Raw genomic sequence first — 22,461 nt, forward strand, 5'->3', positions numbered from 1 at the left:
GTCAGAGCGCCGCGGAGCGCAGCCACTGCTCGACGCCGGAGACGTGCACCGTCGTCAGCGCCTGGGCGAGCTCCGCGTCGCCGGCCTCGATCGCCTCGAGGATCGCGTGATGCTCGTGTAGGGTACGGTCGACCGCGTTCTCCTGCGTGATGCCGCGCCAGATCCGCGCGCGGATCGTGTGGCTCGACAGCGAGTCGATGAGGCTCGCCAGGTAGCCGTTGCCGCCCGCCTGGGCGATGCCCGAGTGGAAGTGGAGATCGTGCTCGACGAGCTGCTCGACGTTCGCCTGCCGGTCGACGGCGTCGACGGCCTCGCGGAGCCCCTGGATCGCGTCGGCGTCGGCGTTACGCGCGGCGAGGGCCGAGGCGGCCGGTTCGAGGATGCGGCGCACCGCGAGGATCTCGAGCACCGACTGGTCGTCGTGCAGGTCGACGACGAAGGACATCGCCTCGAGGAGCAGCGAGGGCTCGAGGCTCGTGACATAGGTGCCGTCGCCGCGCCGCACGTCGAGCACCCGGATGACCTCGAGCGCCTTGACCGCCTCGCGCAGCGAGGAGCGGGAGAGGCCGAGCTGCTCGCTGAGCTCCTTCTCGGGCGGGAGGCGATCACCGGGGGCCAGCTGGCCCCCGGTGATCATCTCCTTGATACGGAGGATCGCTTCATCGGTGACGGCCATGGGGCGATGTTAGCGTGCGCCGGCGGGTCGGAGCCGCAGGGCCTGCATGCCGCCGTCGACCGCGAGGGCGACGCCCGTCGTGGAGCCCGCGCGCGGGCTCAGCAGGTACGCCACGGCATCCGCGACCTCGGCCGCGGAGACGAGCCGGCCGTGCGGCTGGCGGGCCTCGAGCGCGGCGCGCTCGGCGGCCGGGTCGTCGGCGGAGTCCAGCAGACGACCGACCCACGGGGTGTCGGCGGTACCGGGGTTCACGGCGTTCACGCGGATGCCTTCGCGGAGGTGGTCCGCGGCCATGGCGAGCGTGAGCGAGAGTACGGCGCCCTTGCTCGCGCTGTAGAGCGCGCGCTGGGGGAGCCCGGCGGTGGCGGCGATGGACGAGGTGTTCACGATCGCGGCGGCGGGGGAGCGACGGAGGTGCGGCAGGGCGGCGCGGCTCGTGCGGGCGATGCCGACGACGTTCACGTCGAGCACGCGGTGCCACTCGGCGTCTTCGTTCGCGGCGACGTCGCCCTGGGCGCCGATGCCGGCATTGTTCACGAGCAGGTCGAGCCGACCGAAGTGCTCGGCGACCTCGGCGACGCCCGCGCGCACACTGTCGTCGTCGGCGACGTCGACGGCGACCGCGAGATCGGCGTGCTCGGCGCCATCGGGGCGCAGATCGAACACGGCGACCTTGGCGCCGTCGGCGCGCAGGCGCTCGGCGATGGCCGCGCCGATGCCGCTGGCGCCGCCGGTGACGACGGCGACGAGCCCCTCGAGCGGAGCGGTCGATGAGACGACGGATGCAGGAGTCATCGTGCGGCCTCCACATAGTGCTGGCGCTGACGGCCGAGGCCGTCGATCTCGAGCTCGACGACGTCGCCGGCGCCGAGGTAGGGGAAACGGCCGGAGAGCGCGACGCCCTCCGGGGTGCCGGTGAGGATGAGGTCGCCGGGCTCGAGCACGAGGAACTGGCTGAGCTCGTGCACGATCCGGTCGATGCCGAAGATGAGGTCGGCGGTGCGCGAGTCCTGTCGCGGTTCGCCGTTCACCCAGCTGCGCAGCCGCACGTCGTCGGCGTCGATCTCGTCGCCAGTCACGAGCCACGGGCCGGTGGGGCAGAAGCCCGGGCCGCTCTTGCCCTTCGACCACTGGCCGCCGGACACGGCGAGCTGCCAGTCGCGCTCGGACAGGTCGTTGGCGAGCACGAAGCCGGCGATGTGCGCCCGCGCGTCGGCGGGGGAGTCGAGGTACGAGGTGCGCCGGCCGATCACGATGCCGAGCTCGACCTCCCAGTCGGTCTTCGTGCTGCCGCGCGGGATGTGCACCTCGTCGTCCGGTCCGATGACCGTGTTCGGCGCCTTCATGAAGAGCACGAGGTGCTCAGGCGGCAGCGAGCCGGACTCCGCCGCGTGCGCCGCGTAGTTCATGCCGACGCAGTACACAGCGGACGGCCGGGCGATCGGCGCGCCGACCCGCAGGGCGGCAGCGTCGGCGAGCTCGGGGAGTTCGCCCGCGGCCACGGCGGCCCGCGCGCGCTCCACGCCGTCCGCGGCGAGGAAGGCCCCGTCGAGCTCGGCGGTCAGCGGGCGCAGGTCGAGGTGGCGCCCCTCGTCGACGACGACGGGGATCTCGGCTCCTGGGGCTCCGAGGCGGGCGAATCTCATCGGGATCCTTTCGACGGAAGGTCAGCTCTCTCGACCGCGAAATCCGGGCCGGTTCCGGCATTCTCGCACAATTCGCTCCGCTTGACGCGCCAAACATCGGATGTCTATGCTCGGAGCGCCAGAAAGGACGCCATGACCACGATCGCCGACGTCGTCACCCGCGACATCCGCTTCCCGACCTCTCGCACGCTCGACGGGTCCGACGCCATGAACCCCGACCCCGACTACTCGGCCGCGTACCTCGCGATCCGCACCGACGCCGGCGACGGGCTCGAGGGCCACGCCTTCGTGTTCACGATCGGGCGCGGCAACGACGTGCAGGTCGCGGCGATCGACACCCTCCGGGAGCACCTCGTCGGCCGCGACGTCGACGCGCTCCTCGGGGACATGGGGGCCGCCTCGCGGCTGCTCATGACCGACTCGCAGCTGCGCTGGCTCGGGCCCGAGAAGGGCGTCATGCACATGGCGATCGGCGCGGTCGTCAACGCGCTCTGGGACCTGCGGGCCAAGCGCGCGGGCGAGCCGCTCTGGCTGCACCTCGCCCGGCTCTCGCCCGAGGAACTCGTCTCCCTCGTCGACTTCCGCTACCTCAGCGACGCGCTCACGCCCGCCGAGGCGCTCGCGATCCTCCGCGCCGCCGAGCCCGGCCGCGAGGAGCGCATCGCGACGCTGCTCAAGCTCGGCTACCCGGCGTACACGACGAGCCCTGGGTGGCTCGGCTACTCCGACGAGAAGCTCGAGCGGCTCTGCCGCGAGGCCGTCGCGGACGGCTTCCCGCAGATCAAGCTCAAGGTCGGCGCGAGCCTCGAGGACGACCGCCGCCGCATGGCGATCGCCCGTCGCACCGTCGGTCCCGGCTACCCGATCGCGATCGACGCGAACCAGCGCTGGGACGTCGCCGACGCGATCGCCTGGGTCTCCGCCCTCGCCGAGTTCGACCCGGCCTGGGTCGAGGAGCCGACGAGCCCCGACGACGTGCTCGGGCACGCCGCCATCGCCCGCGGGATCGCCCCCGTGCGGGTCGCGACCGGCGAGCACGTGCAGAACCGCATCGTGTTCAAGCAGCTCCTCCAGGCCGGCGGGATGGACGTCATGCAGATCGACGCGGCCCGGGTCGGCGGCGTCAACGAGAACATCGCGAACCTCCTGCTCGCCGCGAAGTTCGGCGTACCGGTCTGCCCGCACGCCGGCGGCGTCGGGCTCTGCGAGGCGGTGCAGCACCTGTCGATGTTCGACTTCGTCGCGGTGTCGGGCACGATGGAGGGGCGCATGATCGAGTACGTCGACCACCTCCACGAGCACTTCGTCACCCCCGTCGTCATCGAGCGGGGGCGCTACCTCGCGCCCACGGCCGCCGGTGCGGGCACCGAGATGCTCGCCGCCTCGATCGAGACCCACACCTGGCGCGGCGCGCACGCCGAGGCCACCGCATGAGCCTCGCCCCCGCGCTCGCCGCCTGCATGGGCCGGCTCGGCTACGGCGCCGCCTCGATCGGCAACCTCTATCGCGAGGTGAGCGACGAGGCGGCCGAGGCCGCGCTCGAAGCGGCGTGGGCCGGGGGCATCCGGTACTTCGACACGGCCCCGCACTACGGGCTCGGACTCTCGGAGCGGCGCCTCGGCGCCTTCCTGCAGCGGATGCCTCGGGCGGAGTACGTCGTCTCGACGAAGGTCGGCCGGCTGCTCGATCCGAACCCCGACTTCGCCGGCGGCGACGACCGGGCGAACGAGTTCGCCGTGCCCGACCGCACCGTGCGCCGATTCGACCCGAGTGAGGCGGGCGTCCGCCGGAGCATCGAGGACTCCCTCGAGCGCCTCGGCCTCGACCGCATCGACGTCGCCTACCTGCACGACCCCGACGTCTACGACCTCGACCGCGGACTCGCCGAGGGGCTGCCCGCGCTGCAGCGGCTCCGCGAGGAGGGGATCGTCGGGGCGATCGGCATCGGCACGAACGACGCCGCTGCCGCGACCCGGGCGGTGCGCGAGGGCGAGCTCGACGTCGTCATGATCGCCGGTCGCTACACGCTCCTCGAGCAGCCCGCGCTCGCCGAGCTGCTGCCGGCCTGCGCGGAGCGCGGCGTCGCGGTCGTCGCCGCCGCGGCCTACAACTCCGGCCTCCTCGCCACCGACGAGCCCTCGGCCGCCGCGCACTATGACTACGCGCCGCCGTCCGCGGCGATCCTCGAGCGGGCGCAGCGGCTCGCCGCGGCCTGCCGGGCCGCGGGCGTGCGGCTCCCGGTCGCCGCACTGCACTTCCCGCTGCAGCATCCGGCCGTGCAGGCCGTCGTCGTCGGCTCCGCGCGCGCCGCCGAGGTGCAGGAGAACCTCGCTCGATTCGACACCCCTGTGCCTGAGGGGTTCTGGGCCGAGCTGCGGGAGGCCGGACTCATCCCGTGACCGTCATCGACGCCCACCTGCACCTCTGGGACCTCGACGCCGTCGAGATCCCGTGGCTCACGCCGTCCCTCGGCCCGCTGCACCGCAGCTTCGGCGCCGAGGAGGCCGCGGCGGAGCTGCGCGGGGCGGGCGTCGACGCGGCGGTGCTCGTGCAGGCGGCGGACTCGCTCGCCGAGACCCGGTGGATGCTCCGCACCGCCGACGCGCACCCGTGGATCGCCGGCGTCGTCGGCTGGGTGCCGCTCGACGACGAGGCCGCCGCGCGGACCGCGCTCGACGGGGAGCTCGCGGGGGAGAGCCGGCTGCGCGGCATCCGCCACCTCGTGCACGACGACCCGCGCGACGAGTTCTTCGCGCTGCCCGCCGTGCGCGCCTCCCTGATCGAGCTCGCCCGCCGCGGGCTCGTGCTCGACGTGCCCGACGCGTGGCCGCGCCACCTCGGCACGGCGACCGCCGCCGCCCGCGCGACCTCCGAGCTGACCGTCGTCATCGACCACCTCGGCAAACCGCCGCTCGGGCGGGCGGGCCTCGACGCCTGGCGCACCGCCCTCGCGGAGGCCGCCGCGCTGCCGAACACCGTCGCGAAGTTCTCCGGCCTGCACCTGCCGGGCACGGTGCTCGACGTGGCGCTCGCCTCCGGGCTGCTGGAGCTCGCGCTCGAGCTCTTCGGCGCCGACCGCGTCATGTACGGCGGCGACTGGCCGATGTCGGTGCCGCACGGCGGCTACGCCCCCACGTACGCCGCGATGCGCGCGGCCGTCGACCGGTTGAGCCCCGACGAGGCGGCCGCCGTTCTGGGCGGCACGGCCGCCCGGGTGTACGGTCTGGGCGACGTCGCGTCCCTGCGCACCGCGAGCTGAACGCGACCCACGAGAGGATCCCCATGCTGCACGGCATCCACCCGCTGCTCACCGGCGAGCTGCTCGCCGCCCTCGACCGGCTCGGCCACGGCGACGAGCTCGTCGTCGCCGACGCGAACTTCCCCGCGTACTCCGTGGGGGCGCCCGTCGTCGAGGCGGCGGGCATCGCCTCGCCTGAGCTGGTCGCGGCGATCCGCACCGTACTGCCGGTGGACGCCTACGAGGGGCCGGCGGTGCTGCTGATGACCTCCGAGGACCCGGAGCCGCCCGCCGTGCAGCGCGAACTTGTGACGGCCGCCGCTGCGGCGCCCGGCCGGGTCGACTCGCTCGAGCGCTTCGCGTTCTACGAGCGCGCCGCGCGGGCCCGCCTCGTCGTGCGCAGCGGGGAGCTGCGCGCGTACGGCAACCTCATCCTGCGCAAGGGCGTCGTGCGGGCGTCAGCGCCGAATGCGCCGGCCGACTAGGCGAGATCCCTGCTAGTTCGCCGCCGGCGTCTCGGCCGGCTCCTCCTCGGCGGGCGTCTCGGCCGGCGCGTCGCTCGCCGGGGCATCCGTGCCGGCCTTGACGGCCTCGACCTCGGCCTCGGTGTAGCCGCAGTAGTTCACGGCCTCGCTCTCCCAGCGCTTGGTGAGCCGGTCCTTGCCCGCGGCGTGCGCCTCGGCGACCGTGCCCTCGTAGATCTGGTTGTCCTGCGACTCCTTGTTCACGTCGGGCACGTCGGCGCAGACGTGGAACACCGAGCCGGACTTCGTCCAGTAGACGAGGTCCTCGCCCGTGAGCTGGGCGACGATGTTCGACTCCTCGGTGTACTGCTCGACCGACGGGGGGTTGTAGTCGACGCCGAGCGCGACGGCGCCGCCGCCGATGACGATCGCGATGATGCCCGCGATCGCCTTCTGCTTGCCGTCCATGTCCTTGTTCGTGAAGATCAGCACGATCAGCGGCAGGAAGGCGATGACCGCGATGATCGCGCCGAGCTGGTTCTGCACGAAGAAGCGCACCGTGTCCTGCTTCGACGCCGGGTCGAGGCGGTTCGCCTTCTTCCACAGCACCGAGCCGGTGATGGCGAGGGCGCCGATGACGACGGTCAGCCCGATCAGCAGCCAGAGGTTGACCGGGGTCTGCCGGAGCACCCAGAAGATCGCGACGGCCTCGCCCGCGATCGCGAGCAGCCACAGCACGCCCGCGATGATGCGGAAGCGGGTGGCCTGCTGCTTCGCCTCGGGCGTCGGCGTCCAGCCGGGGGCCGGCTCGGTGGCGTCGCCGGACCCGCCCGCGGCGCTCGTGCGTCCGGAGGCGCCCTTCGACGCCGCCGTCTCGACGCGGACGACCTTCTTCTTCCGCTGCTCAGCCACGCGATTTCCCTCCAGGCGCTCGGATGTCGCGATGAGCCTATTGGACGAGCGGGGCGTGCGAGTAGCCCCCGTGGCACGCGCCGCATTGCCGGTCGAATCGGCATCCCGGCCGTTCGGTACCCTGGCCCGATGAGCCAGGAGCCCCGTCGCCCGCTTCCCGTCGAGATCGCCGTGCAGGATGCGGGCGGCGCCAGGATCGCCCTCGACGGCGGCGCCGCCCGCGTCGAGCTGTGCCTCGCACTCGGCCTCGGCGGGCTGACCCCGTCAGCCGGACTCATCGAGGCGAGCGCCGAGCTCGCCGCCGAGCGGGGGGTCGCCGGCTTCACGCACGCGCTCATCCGCCCGCGCGGCGGCGGCTTCGTCTACGACGCCGAGGAGCGCCGCGAGATCGTGCGCGACATCCGCCTGGCCGTGCGGCTCGGCGCCGACGGCGTGGTCGTCGGTGCGCTCGACGAGACGGGCCGGCTCGATCTCGACGCGATCGCCGAGTTCCGGGATGCCGCGGGCGACGCCGACGTCACCGTCCACCGCGCGGTGGACGCCGCCGCCGACCAGCTCGCCGCCGTCGCCGCGCTCGCGGAGCTCGGCGTGCGCCGTGTGCTGACCTCGGGCGGCGGCGCCGACTGCCGCGCCGGCCTGCCGACGCTCGAGCGGATGGTCGGTGCCGTCGAGGGGCGGCTCGAGATCATGGCGGGTGGCGGCGTGCGGATCGACGACATCCCGGCGCTCGCCGCCGCCGGGGTGGACGCCGTGCACCTCTCGGCCCGCGGCCGCGCCCTCCGCGGCGGGGCGAGCGGCCCCGGAGGCGGCGTCGACGGATTCGACGAGACCGATGCGGCGCTCGTCGGCGCCGCGGTGGCGGCGGCCGGCTGGGCTGCGACGGACGCCACCGCCTAGGCTGGGAGCCATGGCCCACCCCGATTCCGACGACGAGGCCCTCAGCTGGGCGGGTGACGACGACGCGACGCTCGCCCCGGGCTGGAAGCGCGTCGGCACGCCGACGCCGGCGAGCGGCGAGCGCGCATCGGATGCTCCCTCAGCCGCCGCGCCGGACGCCCCCGCGGGCGACGCCGCGACGGCCGTCGACCAGGCGTCCGACGACCGGCCCGACGAGGCGGACCGCACCGGGCAGACCGGCTCGGTCGAGCTCGTCGTGCTCGGCATCCTCGGCGGGGTCTACCTGCTCTACGCCGTGGGCTGGCTGATCGTCGCGACGACCCCGGCCCCCGAGCTCGCCGACCCGGTGGCGACCTTCATGTACGGCCTCGGCCGCTGGTTCGCGGTGCTCGCGCCGGCGCTCTGGTTCGGCGTCACGATGTGGCTCTGCGCCGAGCGGCATCGCGCCCGGCTGCTCTGGCTCGTCGCCGGGGCCATCCTGCTCGTCCCGATCCCGTTCCTGCTGCGAGGCTGACATGACCGACGCATCCGCTCCCGCCGAGCAGCCGGAGACCTCGACCGCGCCCCGCACCGACGTCGCGGGCGCCGACGCAGCCGAGGCGTCCGCCCGTCCGGCCACGCCGCTCTGGCTCGCCGTCGTCATCGCCGCCGTGACGGGCCTCTTCTACGCCTACGACGTGTGGGAGGCGGTCGGCAACCTCGTCGGCCTGAACCTCTACGCCGACAGCCTCGGCGTCGGGCTCACCGCCTACGGCGTCGTCGTGCTGATCATCGGCGTCGTGCTGCCGTTCCTGGTCTACGCGATCGCCTTCTGGCTCGGCCGGCGACGTGGACCGCTCGGCCAGCTCGCCCTGTTCGTCGTCGGCTACGCGCTCGTGCAGGTGCTGAGCGCCGACGTCGCCGTGCTGTTCGGGCTCAACGGCCTCGACCTGGGCTGAGACCGGCCGCCGGCCGCCGGCCTGGCGTCACAGAACGAGACGCTTCGTCACACTCCAGTAGCATTGGCGCAAGGCGCCCCCACGGCGTGTGGCGCATGCACCCCCACCGCAACCCGCGCTTCGCTGCGCGCATGCCCCGAAGGAACCGTTCGTGTCAAAGCCGGTCGTGCTGATCGCCGAAGAACTCTCGCCCGCCACCGTCGACGCCCTCGGGCCCGACTTCGACGTCCGCAACGTCGACGGCACCGACCGGGCGGCGCTGCTGTCCGCGCTCGCCGACGCCGATGCGATCCTCATCCGCTCGGCCACCCAGGTCGACGCCGAGGCGATCGCCGCGGCGAAGAAGCTGAAGGTCGTGGCCCGCGCGGGCGTCGGCCTCGACAACGTCGACGTCAAGGCCGCGACGACCGCGGGCGTCATGGTCGTGAACGCGCCGACCTCGAACATCATCTCGGCGGCCGAGCTCACCATCGGCCACATCCTGAGCCTCGCCCGGCACATCCCCGCCGGCCACGTCTCGCTCTCGGCGGGGGAGTGGAAGCGCTCGGCCTACACCGGCACCGAGCTCTACGAGAAGACCGTCGGCATCATCGGCCTCGGCCGCATCGGCGCGCTCATCACCGCCCGCCTGCAGGCCTTCGGCATGGAGGTCATCGCCTACGACCCGTACATCACGGCCGCCCGGGCGCAGCAGCTCGGCGTGCAGACCGTCTCGCTCGACGAGCTGCTCGAGCGCAGCGACTTCGTGACGATCCACATGCCGCGCACGCCCGAGACGCTCGGCATGATCGGCACCGAGCAGCTGCAGAAGATGAAGAAGACCGCGTACGTGGTGAACGTCGCGCGCGGCGGCCTCATCGACGAGGCGGCGCTGCACGACGCGCTCGTCTCGGGCGAGATCGCCGGCGCCGCGCTCGACGTCTTCGTGCAGGAGCCGCCGAAGGAGTCGCCGCTGCTCGGCCTGCCGAACCTCATCGTCACGCCGCACCTCGGCGCCTCGACCGACGACGCCCAGGAGAAGGCGGGCATCTCGGTCGCCAAGTCGGTGCGGCTCGCCCTCGCCGGCGAGCTCGTGCCCGACGCGGTCAACGTCGCCGGCGGCGTCATCGACCCATACGTGCGTCCGGGCATCCCGCTCGTCGAGAAGCTCGGCCAGCTGTTCTCGGGTCTCGCGCACGGCGCGCTCACGAGCCTCGACGTCGAGGTGCGCGGCGAGCTCGTCGACTACGACGTGAGCGTGCTGAAGCTCGCGGCGCTGAAGGGCGTGTTCACGAACGTCGTCTCGGAGAGCGTCTCCTACGTCAACGCCCCGCTCCTCGCCGAGCAGCGCGGCGTGCAGGTGCGCCTCATCACCGAGTCCGACAGCCCCGAGTACCGCAACGTCATCACCCTGCGCGGCGCGCTCGCCGACGGCACCCAGGTGTCGGTCTCGGGCACGCTGACCGGGCCGAAGCAGTCCGAGAAGCTCGTCGGCATCGACGGCTACGACCTCGAGGTGCCGATCGCGAAGCACCACATCGTCATGACGTACGCCGACCGCCCGGGCATCGTGGCGATCTACGGCCAGGAGTTCGGCGAGGCGGGCATCAACATCGCGGGCATGCAGATCGCGCGCCGCGAGGCCGGCGGCACCGCGCTCAGCGTGCTGACGGTGGACTCGCCGGTGCCGACCGAGGTGCTCGACCGCGTGCGCGAGGCGATCGACGCGCAGGTCTTCGTCGAGATCGACATCACCGAGTAGGCGTCCGCGCCTCCTGCTCTCGACTTGCCCGACTTTCATGAAAGTCGGGCAAGTCGCCGTTTCGGGGATGGCGCGCGCCGGCGCTCGCAGCAGTGGCATGCACAGCCGGGGGAGCGGCGGATCAGTCGCGCGCGGCGAGCCGCTCGAGCAGGGCGACGAGCTCGTCCATCTGCTTGGGCGTGAAGTCGCCCGTCGACACCGGACGGTCGACCGCTTCGGCGCGGGTGGCCGCGTGGTAGTAGAGCCCGTCGCCGATGAGCGCGATGGCGATGGCGAGCGAGGGGTCGGCGACGTACTGGCCGAGCACGTCGAGCCAGCGCTGGCGCACCTCGTCGATGGCTCGCCCGGCCTCGCGGTCGCCGCCCTGGGCGAGCCGGACGACGGCGATGAAACTGCGGTCGAGCGGGGTCTCGATCTGCACCGAGGAGCGCACGAAGTAGGAGATCGGCCCGTCGGGGGCCGTGTCGATGCGCTCGATGTCCTCTTCGATGAGGCGGTGGAGCCGTTCGATGAGCCCTTCGATGAGGGCCTGGCGGGTGCCGAAGTGGTAGAGCAGGCCGCCCTTGGAGACGCCGGCCTCGCGCGCGGTCGCCTCGATCGTGGCGGCGCGCTCGCCTTCGCTCGCGATCAGCTGCTCGAAGGCGTCGAGCACCGCCTCTCGGGCGGCTGGGGGACGGCTCATCGGCACAATCCTAGGTGCGAAGCGGGGCGCATATCTGTTACTATACCAGCCGGACGGTACAGAAACTGAGATGGAAATGAACGAGAACACCAGCACGTCGTCGACCGAACGCCTCGGCCACTCGACGGATCCGACGCCCCGGACGGCCGCCCGGCCGAACGCCGTCGGCGATCCCGCGAGCACGGGCCGTGCGCCCCGCCGCGCCTGGTTCGCGCTGGTGGTGCTGATGCTGCCCACCCTGCTCGTCTCCGTGGACAACACGGTGCTGAGCTTCGCGCTGCCCGAGATCTCGCGCGACCTCGCGCCGACCGCGGCCGAACAGCTCTGGATCATCGACGCCTACCCGCTCGTGCTCGCGGCGCTCCTCGTCGCGATGGGCAGCGCCGGCGACCGCTGGGGCCGCCGCCGCATGCTGATCATCGGTTCGATCGGCTTCGCCGTCGTGTCGGTGCTCGCGGCCTTCGCCCCGACGGCCGCCGCGCTCATCGCGGCTCGCGCCGCGCTCGGCTTCTTCGGCGCGATGCTGATGCCCTCGACGCTCTCGCTGCTGCGCTCGCTGTTCACCGACCGTGAGCAGCGCCGGCTCGCGATCGCGGTCTGGGCCTCCGGCTTCGCGGCCGGCAGCGCCCTCGGCCCGCTCGTCGGCGGTGTGCTGCTCGAGCACTTCCCCTGGGGTTCGGTGTTCCTGCTCGCGGTGCCGGTGCTCGTGCCGCTGCTCGTGCTCGTGCCCATCCTGATCACCGAGAGCCGCGACCCGGCGCCCGGCCGCATCGACGTGTGGAGCATCCTGCTCTCGCTCGCGACGATGGCGCCCATCGTCTACGGCATCAAGCACATCGCGACCGAGGGCGTCGACCTCGTGTCGATCGTGGCGCTCGTCGTCGGGCTCGTGGCCGGCTACGTCTTCGTGCGCCGCCAGCTCGCGAGCGCGACGCCGATGCTCGACGTGCGGCTGTTCACCACCGGGCCGTTCGGCGGCGCGGTGCTCGTGAACCTGCTGAGCGTCGTCTCGCTCGTCGGCTTCCTCTACTTCGTGTCGCAGCACCTGCAGATCATCGCGGGCCTGTCGCCGGTGAACGCGGGTCTCGCGCTACTGCCCGGACTCGTCGTGATGATCATCGCCGGCCTCGTGGTCGTGCCGATCTCGCGCCGCGTGCGTGCGCGCATCCTCGTGCCCGTCGCACTCACCCTGTCGGCCGGCGGGTACCTCGTGGTCGCCTTCGGCGCCTCCGAGGGCTCGATGTCGGCGGTCATCATCGCCTTCGTGATGCTCGGCATCGGCATCGGCATGGCCGAGACGGTGTCGAACGAGCTCATCCTGACGAGCGCGCCGCCGGCGAAGGCCGGTGCCGCCTCTGCGGTGTCCGAGACGGCCTACGAGCTCGGCGCGGTGCTCGGTACCGCGGTGCTCGGCAGCATCATCGCCGCGCACTACGCGAGCTCGATGCTCGTGCCGTCCTCGCTCACGGCCGAGCAGGCGGATGCCGCCCGCGAGACCCTGGCGGGTGCCGCGGCGGTTGCGGCGGAGCTGCCGGCGAGCCAGGCGCAGCAGCTCATGGATGCGGCCGCGGTCGCCTTCGACGGCGGCGTGCTCGTCACCTCGCTGATCGGCTTCGGCCTGATGCTCGTGGCGGCGACGATCGCGGCGCTCACGCTGCGCAACCCTGACCCGTCGCGGGAGCCCGCCGAGCACTGAGTCCGGCTGGCGCTGAGCCCGGCATCCCTGAAAGGCGAACGGCCGCCGCCCGAATGGGCGGCGGCCGTTCCTCGATCCGCGGCGATGTGCGCGCGGAACGCGGCTCAGTAGACCTCGTCGTCGGGCGCGCTGCGCTCGGTGCGCGTGACGCGGTCGCCGGTGGCCGGGTCGATGCTCGTCTGCGAGGTCGCGACCGAGCGACGACGGCGGGCGAGCAGCACGATGCCGATGATCACGATGACCACGCCGGCGCCCATCAGGATGTAGCCGACGAGCTGCAGGTCGATCCAGTCGACCGTGAGGTTCAGCGCGAACGCGAGGATGGCCCCGATGACGAACAGCAGGATGCCGAATCCGATACTCATGACGGACCCCTTTCTCTTCCCGGGGCGGATCGCGCCCCGGTTCGATGAGGCGGATGCCTCGTTCGGGCCCGAGCGTAGCGCGCACGGCGGCACGCGGGACACTACGCTGGAGGGGCTGGCGCTCGAAGGAGAATTCATGGTAACGACGGTCAAACTCGCGGTCATCCCTGGTGACGGCATCGGTCCCGAGGTCGTGGCGGAGGCGCTGAAGGCGCTCGACGCGGCGACGGCCGACAGTGGGATCGAGTTCGACCGGACCGAGTTCCAGCTCGGCGCCGCCCGCTATCTCGAGACGGGCGATGTGCTCACCGACGACGACCTCGCGGCCATCAAGTCGCACGACGCGATCCTGCTCGGCGCGGTCGGCGGCGTGCCCGGCGACCCGCGCCTCGTCGGCGCGAACATCGAGCGCGGCTTGCTGCTGAAGCTCCGCTTCGACCTCGACCACTACGTGAACCTGCGCCCCTCGGTGCTGTACGAGGGCGTCCGGAGCCCGCTCGCCGAGCCCGGCGACGTCGACTTCGTCGTCGTCCGCGAGGGCACTGAGGGCCCGTACGTCGGCAACGGCGGCGCCATCCGCACCGGCACGCCGGCCGAGGTGGCCAACGAGGTCTCCGTGAACACGGCCTACGGCGTCGAGCGGGTCGTGCGCTACGCCTTCGCGCTCGCGGCGAGCCGTCCGCGGCAGAAGCTCACCCTCGTGCACAAGACGAACGTGCTCGTGTTCGCCGGCTCGCTGTGGAAGCGCACCGTCGACCGGGTCGCCGAGGAGTTCCCCGAGGTGACGGTCGACTATCTGCACGTCGACGCCGCGACGATCTTCCTCGTCACGGATCCTGGTAGATTCGACGTCATCGTCACGGACAACCTCTTCGGCGACATCCTCACCGATCTGGCCGGCGCAATCAGCGGCGGCATCGGACTCGCGGCCTCGGGCAACATCAACCCCGACGGCACGTTCCCGAGCATGTTCGAGCCGGTGCACGGTTCCGCGCCGGACATCGCCGGGAAGGGCATCGCCGACCCGACCGCGGCCATCGGCTCCGTCGCGCTTCTGCTCCGCCACCTCGGCGAGGCGGAGGCAGCTGAGCGGGTGGATCGGGCGATCGCCGCCGACGTCGCCGAGCGCGGTGACCGGCCCCGATCGACCTCCGAGATCGGCGACCAGATCGCGGCACGCATCCAGGCCCTGCAGCCCGCGCACTCGTAGCATCCGAAGCATCCGAAAGAAGACGACCATGACCATCGACCTTCCCCTTCAGGCCCCCACCGCCGCCGGTCTCATCTGGCAGACCGTGCGCAACCCCGACGCGAAGTCCGACGCCGAGCGCGAGGCGATCCTCGCCGACCCGGGCTTCGGTCAGCACTTCACCGACCACATGGTCGACGTCTGCTGGAGCGAGAAGGGCGGCTGGCACCGCCCGCGCGTCTCGCCGTACGGCCCGATCCAGCTCGACCCGGCCGCCGCGGTGCTGCACTACGCGCAGGAGATCTTCGAGGGCCTCAAGGCCTACCGCCACGCCGACGGCTCGATCTGGACGTTCCGCCCGCAGGCGAACGCCGCACGGATGCAGCGCTCGGCGAAGCGCATGGCGCTGCCGGAGCTGCCCGAGTCGATCTTCCTCGACTCGCTCCGCCAGCTCATCGGCGTTGACGGCGCCTGGGTGCCGAGCGCCGCCGAGACGAGCCTGTACCTGCGTCCCTTCATGTTCGCGAAGGAGGCGTTCCTCGGGGTGCGCCCGGCGAAGAAGGTCGCGTACTACCTCATCGCGAGCCCGGCCGCCGCCTACTTCCCGGGCGGGGTGAAGCCCGTGAACATCTGGCTCTCGACCGAGTACGCGCGTGCCGGCAAGGGCGGCACGGGCGCGGCGAAGACCGGCGGCAACTACGCGTCGAGCCTGCTGCCGCAGGCCGAGGCCGCTGAGCGCGGCTGCCAGCAGGTGCTGTTCCTCGACGACGACCGCAACCTCGAGGAGCTCGGCGGCATGAACGTCGTGCTCGTCACGAAGGACGGCCGCCTCATCACACCCGAGTCGGACTCGATCCTCGAGGGCATCACCCGCGACTCGATCCTCGAGCTCGCCCGCGACCGCGGCCTCACGGTCGAGCACCGCAAGGTCTCGATCGACGAATGGCGCGAGGGCGCGGCGTCCGGTGAGATCGTCGGCGCGTTCGCCTGCGGCACCGCCGCGGTGGTCGTGCCGATCGGCCGCCTCCTCGCCGAGGACTTCGAGATCGTGCACGAGGGCGACGCCGCGGCCGAGCTCGCGCTGTCGCTGCGCGACGAGCTCACGGGCATCCAGTACGGCCGAGTCGAGGACCGCCACGGCTGGATGGTCCGGCTCGACGCATGACGACGGCTCCCACGGAGCGCGCGACGGCCGGGTCCTTTCGGATCCGGCCGTTCGCCGTCTCGGACACCGAAGCGGTCGTCGCGCTCTGGCGCACGGCCGGGCTCGTGAAGCCCTGGAACGACCCCTACCTCGACATCGAGCGCAAGCTGACGGTGCAGCCGGAGCTCTTCCTCGTGGCGGAGGCGACCGGCCCGGCAGGGGTGGTGGGCTCCGCGATGGCGGGCTACGACGGGCACCGCGGCTGGGTGAACTACCTCGCGGTCGCCGACCCCGAGCGGGGCACCGGGCTCGGGCGGGCGCTCATGGCGGAGGTCGAGCGGCTGCTGCTCGAGCGCGGCTGCCCGAAGCTCAACCTTCAGGTGCGCACATCGAACACCGCGGTGATCGCGTTCTACGAGCGGCTCGGCTACCGGCTCGACGACGCGGTGAGCCTCGGCAAACGGCTCATCCCGGACGGGCCGGACGCCTCGACGAGCCGCGGCTAGGCTTGACGCATGAAGATCGCGCGGTTCAGCCATGACGACACCATCTCCTACGGCATCGTCGACGAGGACGAGCACGAGCTCGTCGTGCTGAAGGCCGACCCGCTGTTCGCGGGCTTCGACCCGACGGGGGAGCGCGTGCCGCTCTCCGCCGTGAAGCTGCTCGCACCGGTGATCCCCCGCTCGAAGGTCGTCGCCGTCGGCAAGAACTACCACGAGCACGCCGCCGAGATGGGCGGGGAAGCACCGGCCGAGCCGTTGCTGTTCCTGAAGCCGAACACCTCGGTCATCGGCCCGGGCGACGCGATCGTGCTGCCGCCGCAGAGCGAGCAGGTCGAGCACGAGGGCGAGCTCGCCGTCGTCATCGGCCGCATCGCCCGCAACGTGCGCGAGGAGGACGCCGAGGACGTGATCTTCGGCTACACGATCGCGAACGACGTCACCGCGCGGGATCTCCAGCGGCGCGACGGGCAGTGGACCCGAGCGAAGGGCTTCGACACCTTCTGCCCGCTCGGCCCGGTCATCGAAACCGACGTCGACTTCGCGGCCGGCACGATCGAGACCCGCGTGGGCGAGGAGGTGCGTCAGCAGGGCAAGCTTGCCGACCTCGTGCACTCGGTGCCGGCGATCGTGGCGTACGCCTCGAGCGTGTTCACGCTGCTGCCGGGCGACGTGATCCTCACGGGCACGCCGGCCGGGGTCGGCCCGCTCGTCGACGGCGACTCCGTCGAGGTGACCGTGTCGGGCATCGGCACCCTGCAGAACCCGGTGCGCGCCGCCGTGCAGTAGGCGTACGCGCCGCGCGGCTGCTACCGCGAGGCGACGGCGGCGCCGCGGAGGGCGCGGGCGGCGAGCTCGACATCCTCCTCGTCGTTCCAGAGGTGGAACGCGACCCGCGCGCGTCCGGCGCGCCCGGAGGCGACGATCCCGGCGGCGGTGAGCGCGGCGAGGTCGCAGCCGGTCTCGTCGGGCCAGCTCACGATCGCGCTGTCGGATGCCTCGAGCCCGATCGCCGCGCGGAACGCGTTCGCGAGCGAGAGGTCGTAGTCGCGCACGCCGGCGAGATCGAGCGAGGCGGCGAAACCGAGGGCGGCCTCGGCGCCGGCCCAGGCGTTCCAGGCGGGGGAGACCTCGAAGCGGCGCGCGCCCTCGGCGAGGTAGAGCTCCGGGCCGTAGCAGGACGCCCAGGGGTCGCCGCCCGAGTACCAGCCCGCCGTCGTGTGCGAGGCGAACTCGGCGATGGCCCGCTCGGAGAATGCGGCGAACGCGGCCCCGCGCGGGGCGCCGAGCCACTTGTACGCATGGCACACGACGAGGTCGGCGTCGATGCCGGTCGTCGGCATCCAGCCGGTCGCCTGCGTCGTGTCGACGAGCAGCAGCGCGCCGTTCGCGCGGGCGGCGGCGGAGATCTCCGCCATCCGCGCCACTTCGCCGGTCGCGGACTGCACGAGCGAGCAGGAGACGAGCCAGGTGCGCTCGCTGATCGCGTCGGCGAGGGCGTCGAGCGGCACGTGCCGCACGCGGAGATCGCCGCGGGCGAGGAACGGCGCGACGACGGAGGAGAAGTCGCCGTCGACGCAGAGCACTTCGGCGCCTGCCGGGGCGGAGGCCGCGGCGATGCCGGTGAAGACGGAGACCTGGGATCCGGTGGCGATGCGCTCGGCGGCGGTGCCGAGGAGCGTCGCGGCATGCCCGCGGGCGCGTTCGAGTGCGGCGGAGTAGCCGGGGGCGGTGGCCCGGCCGGCGCTCCAGCGCTCGAGGTCGGCGCGCACGGCGTCGCGGGTCGCGGCGGCCGGCAGGCCGAGGGTGCAGGCGGCGAGGTAGCCGCGCCCCGCCTGGAATGCTGATCGAACCGGATGCATGCCACGAGTCTCCGCCGCGAGCGATTCATTCGACAAGACCAGGTATTCGATCAATCACATGCCATCTGCTTATGATTTATGCATGTCGGATGCCTCCACCGAAGCCCTCGCCGACGCGATCGAGCTGCAGACCGTGCGGGTCGTGCGCGCCATCGCCGAGCACCGCACGCTCACGGCGGCCGCCGCGGCGCTCGGCTACAGCCAGCCCGCGGTGAGCCAGCAGCTGCGCCGCTTCGAGCAGCGCACCGGAGTCGCCCTCGTGGAGCGGGTGGGCCGAGGCATCCGCCTCACCGAAGCCGGACGCGCCCTCGCCCGGCACGCGCACGCCGTCGCGACGAGCCTCGAGGCCGCGGCGGGGGAGCTCGCAGCGCTCCGGGGGCTCCGGGCGGGGCGGGTGCGGCTCGTCGCGTTCCCCTCGGCGTCGCCGAGCCTCGTGCCGCGGCTCATCGCGGCGCTCACGGCGAGCCATCCCGGTGTCGAGGTCACCTACGTCGAGGCGGAGCCGCCCGAGGCGGTCGCCGCCGTGCGCGAGGACCGCGCCGACCTCGCGATCACCTTCAGCTACCCGGGCGACCGCAACGATCCGCACCGTGAGAGCGCCCGCGGACTCGAGGTGCGCTCGTACACGCACGAGCCGATGCGGCTCGTGCTGCCCGGCGACCACCCCGCCGCCGGATCCGATGTCGTCTCCCTCGCCGAACTCGGCGACGAGCCGTGGATCGCCGGCTGTCCGCGCTGCCGCGGGCACCTGCTCGAACTCTGCGCCGAGGCGGGCTTCTCGCCGCGCATCGCCTTCGAGACCGACAACTTCGTCGCCGTGGAGGGCATGGTCGCCCAGGGCCTCGGGGTGGCGCTGCTGCCGGCGCTCGCGCTCGCGGCCGCGCCGAGGCATCCGGCCGTCGTCACCCGGCCCACGGATCACGGCGACGAGCGCTCCCTGCACCTCGTCACCGCCCGCGGCGCGGAGCGGGTCCCCGCGATCGCCGCAGCCCTCGCGGCGCTCGCCGTGCTGCGGGAGGGCGCCGCCACTACGATTGACGGTGATGTCTGACACGGCCCACCCCACGACCACGGCGAGCGGAAGCGACATCCGCGTCCGCTTCTGCCCCTCACCCACCGGCACCCCGCACGTCGGGCTCGTGCGCACCGCCCTGTTCAACTGGGCGTACGCACGGCACACCGGCGGCACCTTCGTCTTCCGCATCGAGGACACCGACGCCGCGCGCGACAGCGAGGAGAGCTACCAGCAGATCCTCGAAGCGCTCGGATGGCTCGGCCTGAACTGGGACGAGGGCATCGGCGTCGGCGGTCCGCACGAGCCGTACCGGCAGTCGCAGCGCGGCGGGATCTACGCCGAGGTGATCGAGAAGCTGAAGGCGTCCGGGCACCTCTACGAGTCGTTCTCGACCGCGGAGGAGATCGACGCCCGCAACGAGGCCGCCGGCCGTCCCAAGCAGCTCGGCTACGACAACTACGACCGTGAGCTCACCGAGGAGCAGAAGGCCGCGTTCCGCGCCGAGGGCCGCGAGCCCGCGCTGCGCCTGCGCGTGCCCGAGGCCGACCTCGGTTTCGACGACCTCGTGCGCGGCCGCATCGACTTCCCGGTCGGCTCCACCACCGACTTCGTCGTCGTGCGCCCGAACGGCGCGCCGTTGTACACGCTCGTGAACCCGGTCGACGACGCGCTGATGGGCATCACTCACGTGCTGCGCGGCGAGGACCTGCTGAGCTCCACGCCGCGTCAGATCGCGCTGTACCGCGCGCTCATCGACGTGGGCGTGGCGAGCTTCATCCCGCGCTTCGGGCACCTGCCGTACGTGATGGGGGAGGGCAACAAGAAGCTCTCCAAGCGCGACCCCGAGTCGAACCTGTTCCACCACCGCGACCGGGGCTTCATCCCCGAGGGGCTCGTGAACTACCTGGCGCTGCTCGGCTGGGGCTTCTCGGCCGACCGCGACGTGTTCAGCCGCGAGGAGCTCGTCGAGAAGTTCGACGTCGTCGACGTGAACCCGAACCCCGCGCGCTTCGACCAGAAGAAGGCCGACGCGATCAACGGCGACCACATCCGCCTGCTCGAGCTCGCCGACTTCACCGCTCGCACGGTGCCCTACCTGCAGGCCGCCGGCGTCGTCGAGACGCCGATCACGCCCGCGCAGGAAGCCGTGCTCGTCGAGGTCGCCCCGCTCGTGCAGGAGCGCATCACGGTGCTCGGGGAGGTGCCCGGGCTCGTGTCGTTCCTGTTCACGGATGCCTCGGCGCTCGTGTACGACGCCGACGCCGTGTCGGGTCTGCCCGCGAACGCCGCCGAGGTGCTCGACGCGGCCCGTGCCGCCCTCGGTGCGCTGCCGGCGGAGTCGTGGACGCACCTCGAGATCGAGGAGGCCCTGCGCGGCGCCCTCATCGACGGGCTCGGTCTGAAGCCGCGCGTGGCCTTCGGTCCGGTGCGCGTCGCCGTCTCCGGACGCCGGGTGTCGCCGCCGCTCTTCGAGTCGATGCAGATCCTCGGCAAGATCGACTCGCTCGCGCGGATCGACCGCCTCGCGGGGGAGATCGCCGGGGCGTAATCGGTCCCGTCTGCTGTCCCGCGGCCCCGGCCCGCTGAGCCCCGCTCAGTTTGGCCGGGGCCGCGGCGTAGGCTACAGTTGACTCTCGGCCCGGTACTCCGGTTTCGGGCCATTGGGGTATGGTGTAATTGGCAACACGGCTGATTCTGGTTCAGTTGTTCTTGGTTCGAGTCCAGGTACCCCAGCCATAAGGCCCGGAAATCTGCGGGAGAGCAGATCATCCCGTGGCTATCATCCAAGCGGTACGTCGCCAGAGTCACTTTTTGGGCAACTTTTTGCCCCGGAACAGCTTGTTTCGCTGACTCGCCCCCTGTCATCCCGGTCTGCCCCGTGCGGGCCACGTTGGCTCCGTGCAGAGGGGTCGCACCTTGCTGTCATGAGCGAGCACGACAGCGAAATCCTCACCCCGGAGCAGGTCGCCGAGCTCCTACACGTGTCCCCGCGGACGATGGAGGAGTGGCGTCGCACCCGCACCGGCCCTCCGTGGCGTCGGATGGGCAGGCACGTCCGCTACCTGCGTCGCGAGGTGCTGGTCTGGTTCGAGGAGCTGGACTCCGATGGCTAGACAGAAGCTCCGCGCCGGCCAGCTCGGCACCGTCCGGACCATCACCCTTCCCAGCGGCCGCATCCAGGCCCGCGCCCGCCTGTGCGACGAGGTGGGCAAGCTGCATCAGCTCAAAGCCAGCGGCACCACCGAAGCTCTCGCCGAGACGGCGCTGCGGGAGAAGGCCGATGCGATTCTGAACGACACCGGCGGACCCACCCTGACGAAAGATGTGACCATCACCGAGGTCGCCGCCGTGTTCCTCTATGACAAGGGACGCTCAGGCACGGTGGAGGACTCCACGATGGAGTCCTACGAGGCATCCGTCCGGAACGTCATCACGCCGACATGCGGTGACCTGCTGTTGCGGGACTTCACCGTCAGACGGTGCAACCGCATCCTCGCCGACATCCGGGAACAGCGATCGTTGGCGGCGGCACGGAAGGCTCGCAGTGTGCTGTCGATGATCTGCCAGACCGGGATCGAGTACGACATCCTTGCCTTCAACCCCGTCCGGGACGCCAGGCGCCTGCCGCTGCCGGAGAAGAAGACCGCGGTGCTGACACCGGAGCAGCTTCTGCTCGTGCAGCGGCTCATCCGCACCTGGCGCAAGGACTCCAGGTACGGGCCACGTCCGAACGTGGAGACGTTGGAGAACGCGATGTGGATCATGGTCGGCACCAGCGTCCGCGTTGGGGAAGTGCTCGCGCTGCGCCGCTGCGATGTCGATGTGGCGTCGAGCCCGCCGAGCGCGCTGGTGAACGCGACGATCAAGCAGACCAAGAAGCAGGGCATCTACCGCAAGCCCTCGCCGAAGCGGACGCGGCAGAAGCGGCGGATCGCGTTGCCGAGTTTCGCGGCGGCCGCGGTGCGCAGCCAGCTCGCCCGGACAGGGAAAGGTGCGGAGGCGTATCTGTTCGCGACGAAGTCCGGCAAGCCGCTCAGCGTCAGCAACTACGAACGTCTCCTGCGCACGTTCGTGGACGACAACAAGCCGGCATTGCAGTCGACGGGGATCGAGACGGAGCGGTTCAGCACGCACATCTTCCGCCGCTCGACCGCGACCCTCGTGGAGGCCGTCGCCGGGATCACTCTCGCGTCCCGCCTTCTCGGACACGCGAACGAGCAGATCACCCGCGCCAGCTACGTCGTCAGCGCCGAACTGGTCGATCCGGTGACGGCAGAGATCATCGACGAGGCGTTCGCCGAACTGTTCTGACACCCGCGGGGCCCGCGCTCCGACCGGACAGCCGATGGCGTCGAGGTCAGGACCGCACCGAGAACGGTGCGGTCCTGACCTCTGCATTCACTCCGCTGGCCGCGGAAGGCGCAAATCGGCAAGTCGCGCTCAGGATTCGGGCGGTGTCCACACCGGCAACCCGTCACCGCCGAGGGCGCCC

Annotated in this window: 24 protein-coding genes and 1 tRNA gene; 18 read left to right on the forward strand and 7 right to left on the reverse strand. The window is 72.0% G+C overall.

What is annotated here, in order from left to right:
* Position 1 precedes the first annotated feature (1 nt).
* The 3 genes from QSJ60_RS09480 to QSJ60_RS09490 are packed head-to-tail and all read right to left on the reverse strand — an operon-like array spanning position 2 to position 2,322.
* On the reverse strand, positions 2-676 hold the full coding sequence (locus QSJ60_RS09480; RefSeq protein ID WP_285463443.1) for a FadR/GntR family transcriptional regulator: 675 nt from the start codon (positions 674-676) through the stop codon (positions 2-4).
* Between the two features lie 9 nt (positions 677-685).
* A complete protein-coding gene (locus tag QSJ60_RS09485) occupies positions 686-1,471 on the reverse strand; it encodes an SDR family NAD(P)-dependent oxidoreductase (protein WP_285463444.1) in 786 nt (261 codons plus the stop codon).
* On the reverse strand, positions 1,468-2,322 hold the full coding sequence (locus QSJ60_RS09490) for a fumarylacetoacetate hydrolase family protein (protein WP_285463445.1): 855 nt from the start codon (positions 2,320-2,322) through the stop codon (positions 1,468-1,470). Before QSJ60_RS09490 ends, QSJ60_RS09485 begins: the two co-directional genes overlap by 4 nt.
* Positions 2,323-2,454: 132 nt before the next feature.
* Between QSJ60_RS09490 and QSJ60_RS09495 the strand changes: the two genes are divergently transcribed.
* The 4 genes from QSJ60_RS09495 to QSJ60_RS09510 are packed head-to-tail and all read left to right on the forward strand — an operon-like array spanning position 2,455 to position 6,045.
* On the forward strand, positions 2,455-3,756 hold the full coding sequence (locus tag QSJ60_RS09495) for an L-fuconate dehydratase (protein ID WP_285463446.1): 1,302 nt from the start codon (positions 2,455-2,457) through the stop codon (positions 3,754-3,756).
* Complete coding sequence (locus QSJ60_RS09500) at positions 3,753-4,721, forward strand: aldo/keto reductase (RefSeq protein WP_230762994.1); 969 nt, start codon at positions 3,753-3,755, stop codon at positions 4,719-4,721. Before QSJ60_RS09495 ends, QSJ60_RS09500 begins: the two co-directional genes overlap by 4 nt.
* Complete coding sequence (locus tag QSJ60_RS09505) at positions 4,718-5,581, forward strand: amidohydrolase family protein (protein ID WP_285463447.1); 864 nt, start codon at positions 4,718-4,720, stop codon at positions 5,579-5,581. The genes QSJ60_RS09500 and QSJ60_RS09505 overlap by 4 nt, the downstream gene beginning before the upstream one ends.
* A 23-nt stretch (positions 5,582-5,604) precedes the next feature.
* Positions 5,605-6,045, forward strand: a complete 441-nt coding sequence (locus QSJ60_RS09510; protein WP_230762998.1) for an RbsD/FucU family protein — start codon at positions 5,605-5,607, stop codon at positions 6,043-6,045.
* Positions 6,046-6,057: 12 nt separating this feature from the next.
* Here QSJ60_RS09510 and QSJ60_RS09515 read toward each other — a convergent pair whose 3' ends face one another.
* Complete coding sequence (locus QSJ60_RS09515; RefSeq protein WP_230763000.1) at positions 6,058-6,936, reverse strand: hypothetical protein; 879 nt, start codon at positions 6,934-6,936, stop codon at positions 6,058-6,060.
* Between the two features lie 129 nt (positions 6,937-7,065).
* Between QSJ60_RS09515 and QSJ60_RS09520 the strand changes: the two genes are divergently transcribed.
* The 4 genes from QSJ60_RS09520 (at position 7,066) to serA (ending at position 10,512) form a co-directional block, all read left to right on the forward strand.
* Positions 7,066-7,833, forward strand: a complete 768-nt coding sequence (locus QSJ60_RS09520; RefSeq protein ID WP_230763002.1) for a copper homeostasis protein CutC — start codon at positions 7,066-7,068, stop codon at positions 7,831-7,833.
* 10 nt (positions 7,834-7,843) lie between these two features.
* Positions 7,844-8,347 carry a DNA polymerase III subunit gamma/tau gene (locus tag QSJ60_RS09525; RefSeq protein WP_230763004.1) on the forward strand — a complete coding sequence of 168 codons (504 nt, stop codon included), beginning with the start codon at positions 7,844-7,846 and terminating at the stop codon, positions 8,345-8,347.
* Position 8,348: 1 nt separating this feature from the next.
* Positions 8,349-8,771: a hypothetical protein gene (locus tag QSJ60_RS09530; RefSeq protein ID WP_230763006.1), complete on the forward strand. Its 423-nt coding sequence runs from the start codon at positions 8,349-8,351 to the stop codon at positions 8,769-8,771.
* Between the two features lie 151 nt (positions 8,772-8,922).
* On the forward strand, positions 8,923-10,512 hold the full coding sequence (serA, locus tag QSJ60_RS09535; protein WP_189084708.1) for a phosphoglycerate dehydrogenase: 1,590 nt from the start codon (positions 8,923-8,925) through the stop codon (positions 10,510-10,512).
* A gap of 121 nt (positions 10,513-10,633) precedes the next feature.
* On the opposite strand, the gene QSJ60_RS09540 is transcribed toward serA, so the two are convergent.
* Positions 10,634-11,194: a TetR/AcrR family transcriptional regulator gene (locus tag QSJ60_RS09540; protein ID WP_189084709.1), complete on the reverse strand. Its 561-nt coding sequence runs from the start codon at positions 11,192-11,194 to the stop codon at positions 10,634-10,636.
* A 76-nt stretch (positions 11,195-11,270) separates the two neighbouring features.
* Here QSJ60_RS09540 and QSJ60_RS09545 point away from each other — a divergent pair, with 76 nt between their 5' ends.
* Entirely contained in the window at positions 11,271-12,890 is a 1,620-nt protein-coding gene (locus tag QSJ60_RS09545) for an MFS transporter (RefSeq protein WP_285463448.1), read from the forward strand.
* Positions 12,891-12,994: 104 nt separating this feature from the next.
* Here the strand turns inward: QSJ60_RS09545 and QSJ60_RS09550 are convergent, their stop codons facing one another.
* Entirely contained in the window at positions 12,995-13,255 is a 261-nt protein-coding gene (locus tag QSJ60_RS09550; RefSeq protein ID WP_230763012.1) for a DUF6458 family protein, read from the reverse strand.
* A gap of 136 nt (positions 13,256-13,391) precedes the next feature.
* Between QSJ60_RS09550 and QSJ60_RS09555 the strand changes: the two genes are divergently transcribed.
* Genes QSJ60_RS09555 through QSJ60_RS09570 form a run of 4 tightly spaced genes read left to right on the forward strand, consistent with a single transcriptional unit; the run spans position 13,392 to position 16,880 of the window.
* On the forward strand, positions 13,392-14,465 hold the full coding sequence (locus QSJ60_RS09555) for a 3-isopropylmalate dehydrogenase (RefSeq protein ID WP_285463449.1): 1,074 nt from the start codon (positions 13,392-13,394) through the stop codon (positions 14,463-14,465).
* A gap of 28 nt (positions 14,466-14,493) precedes the next feature.
* The gene (locus tag QSJ60_RS09560) at positions 14,494-15,609 is read left to right on the forward strand and encodes a branched-chain amino acid aminotransferase (protein ID WP_285463450.1); all 1,116 of its coding nucleotides are present in this window, start codon (positions 14,494-14,496) and stop codon (positions 15,607-15,609) included.
* Positions 15,606-16,094: a GNAT family acetyltransferase gene (locus tag QSJ60_RS09565; RefSeq protein ID WP_285463451.1), complete on the forward strand. Its 489-nt coding sequence runs from the start codon at positions 15,606-15,608 to the stop codon at positions 16,092-16,094. Before QSJ60_RS09560 ends, QSJ60_RS09565 begins: the two co-directional genes overlap by 4 nt.
* 9 nt (positions 16,095-16,103) lie before the next feature.
* The gene (locus tag QSJ60_RS09570; RefSeq protein WP_285463452.1) at positions 16,104-16,880 is read left to right on the forward strand and encodes a fumarylacetoacetate hydrolase family protein; all 777 of its coding nucleotides are present in this window, start codon (positions 16,104-16,106) and stop codon (positions 16,878-16,880) included.
* A gap of 20 nt (positions 16,881-16,900) precedes the next feature.
* Here QSJ60_RS09570 and QSJ60_RS09575 read toward each other — a convergent pair whose 3' ends face one another.
* A complete protein-coding gene (locus QSJ60_RS09575; RefSeq protein WP_285463453.1) occupies positions 16,901-17,953 on the reverse strand; it encodes an aminotransferase class V-fold PLP-dependent enzyme in 1,053 nt (350 codons plus the stop codon).
* A gap of 82 nt (positions 17,954-18,035) precedes the next feature.
* Between QSJ60_RS09575 and QSJ60_RS09580 the strand changes: the two genes are divergently transcribed.
* The 5 genes from QSJ60_RS09580 to QSJ60_RS09600 all read left to right on the forward strand — a co-directional run bounded on the left by QSJ60_RS09580 (position 18,036) and on the right by QSJ60_RS09600 (position 22,280).
* Entirely contained in the window at positions 18,036-19,004 is a 969-nt protein-coding gene (locus QSJ60_RS09580; RefSeq protein WP_229781581.1) for a LysR family transcriptional regulator, read from the forward strand.
* Complete coding sequence (gltX, locus tag QSJ60_RS09585; protein WP_285463454.1) at positions 18,997-20,517, forward strand: glutamate--tRNA ligase; 1,521 nt, start codon at positions 18,997-18,999, stop codon at positions 20,515-20,517. The genes QSJ60_RS09580 and gltX overlap by 8 nt, the downstream gene beginning before the upstream one ends.
* A gap of 113 nt (positions 20,518-20,630) precedes the next feature.
* Positions 20,631-20,705, forward strand: a tRNA-Gln gene (locus QSJ60_RS09590).
* Positions 20,706-20,893: 188 nt separating this feature from the next.
* Positions 20,894-21,082 (forward strand): helix-turn-helix domain-containing protein, encoded by a 189-nt coding sequence (locus QSJ60_RS09595; protein WP_285463455.1) that lies wholly within the window; start codon positions 20,894-20,896, stop codon positions 21,080-21,082.
* Entirely contained in the window at positions 21,075-22,280 is a 1,206-nt protein-coding gene (locus tag QSJ60_RS09600) for a tyrosine-type recombinase/integrase (RefSeq protein ID WP_285463456.1), read from the forward strand. The genes QSJ60_RS09595 and QSJ60_RS09600 overlap by 8 nt, the downstream gene beginning before the upstream one ends.
* Positions 22,281-22,461: the final 181 nt, after the last annotated feature.

Source organism: Agromyces sp. NBRC 114283, from assembly GCF_030268405.1.
In the GTDB taxonomy this organism is placed as follows: Bacteria; Actinomycetota; Actinomycetes; order Actinomycetales; family Microbacteriaceae; genus Agromyces; species Agromyces mediolanus.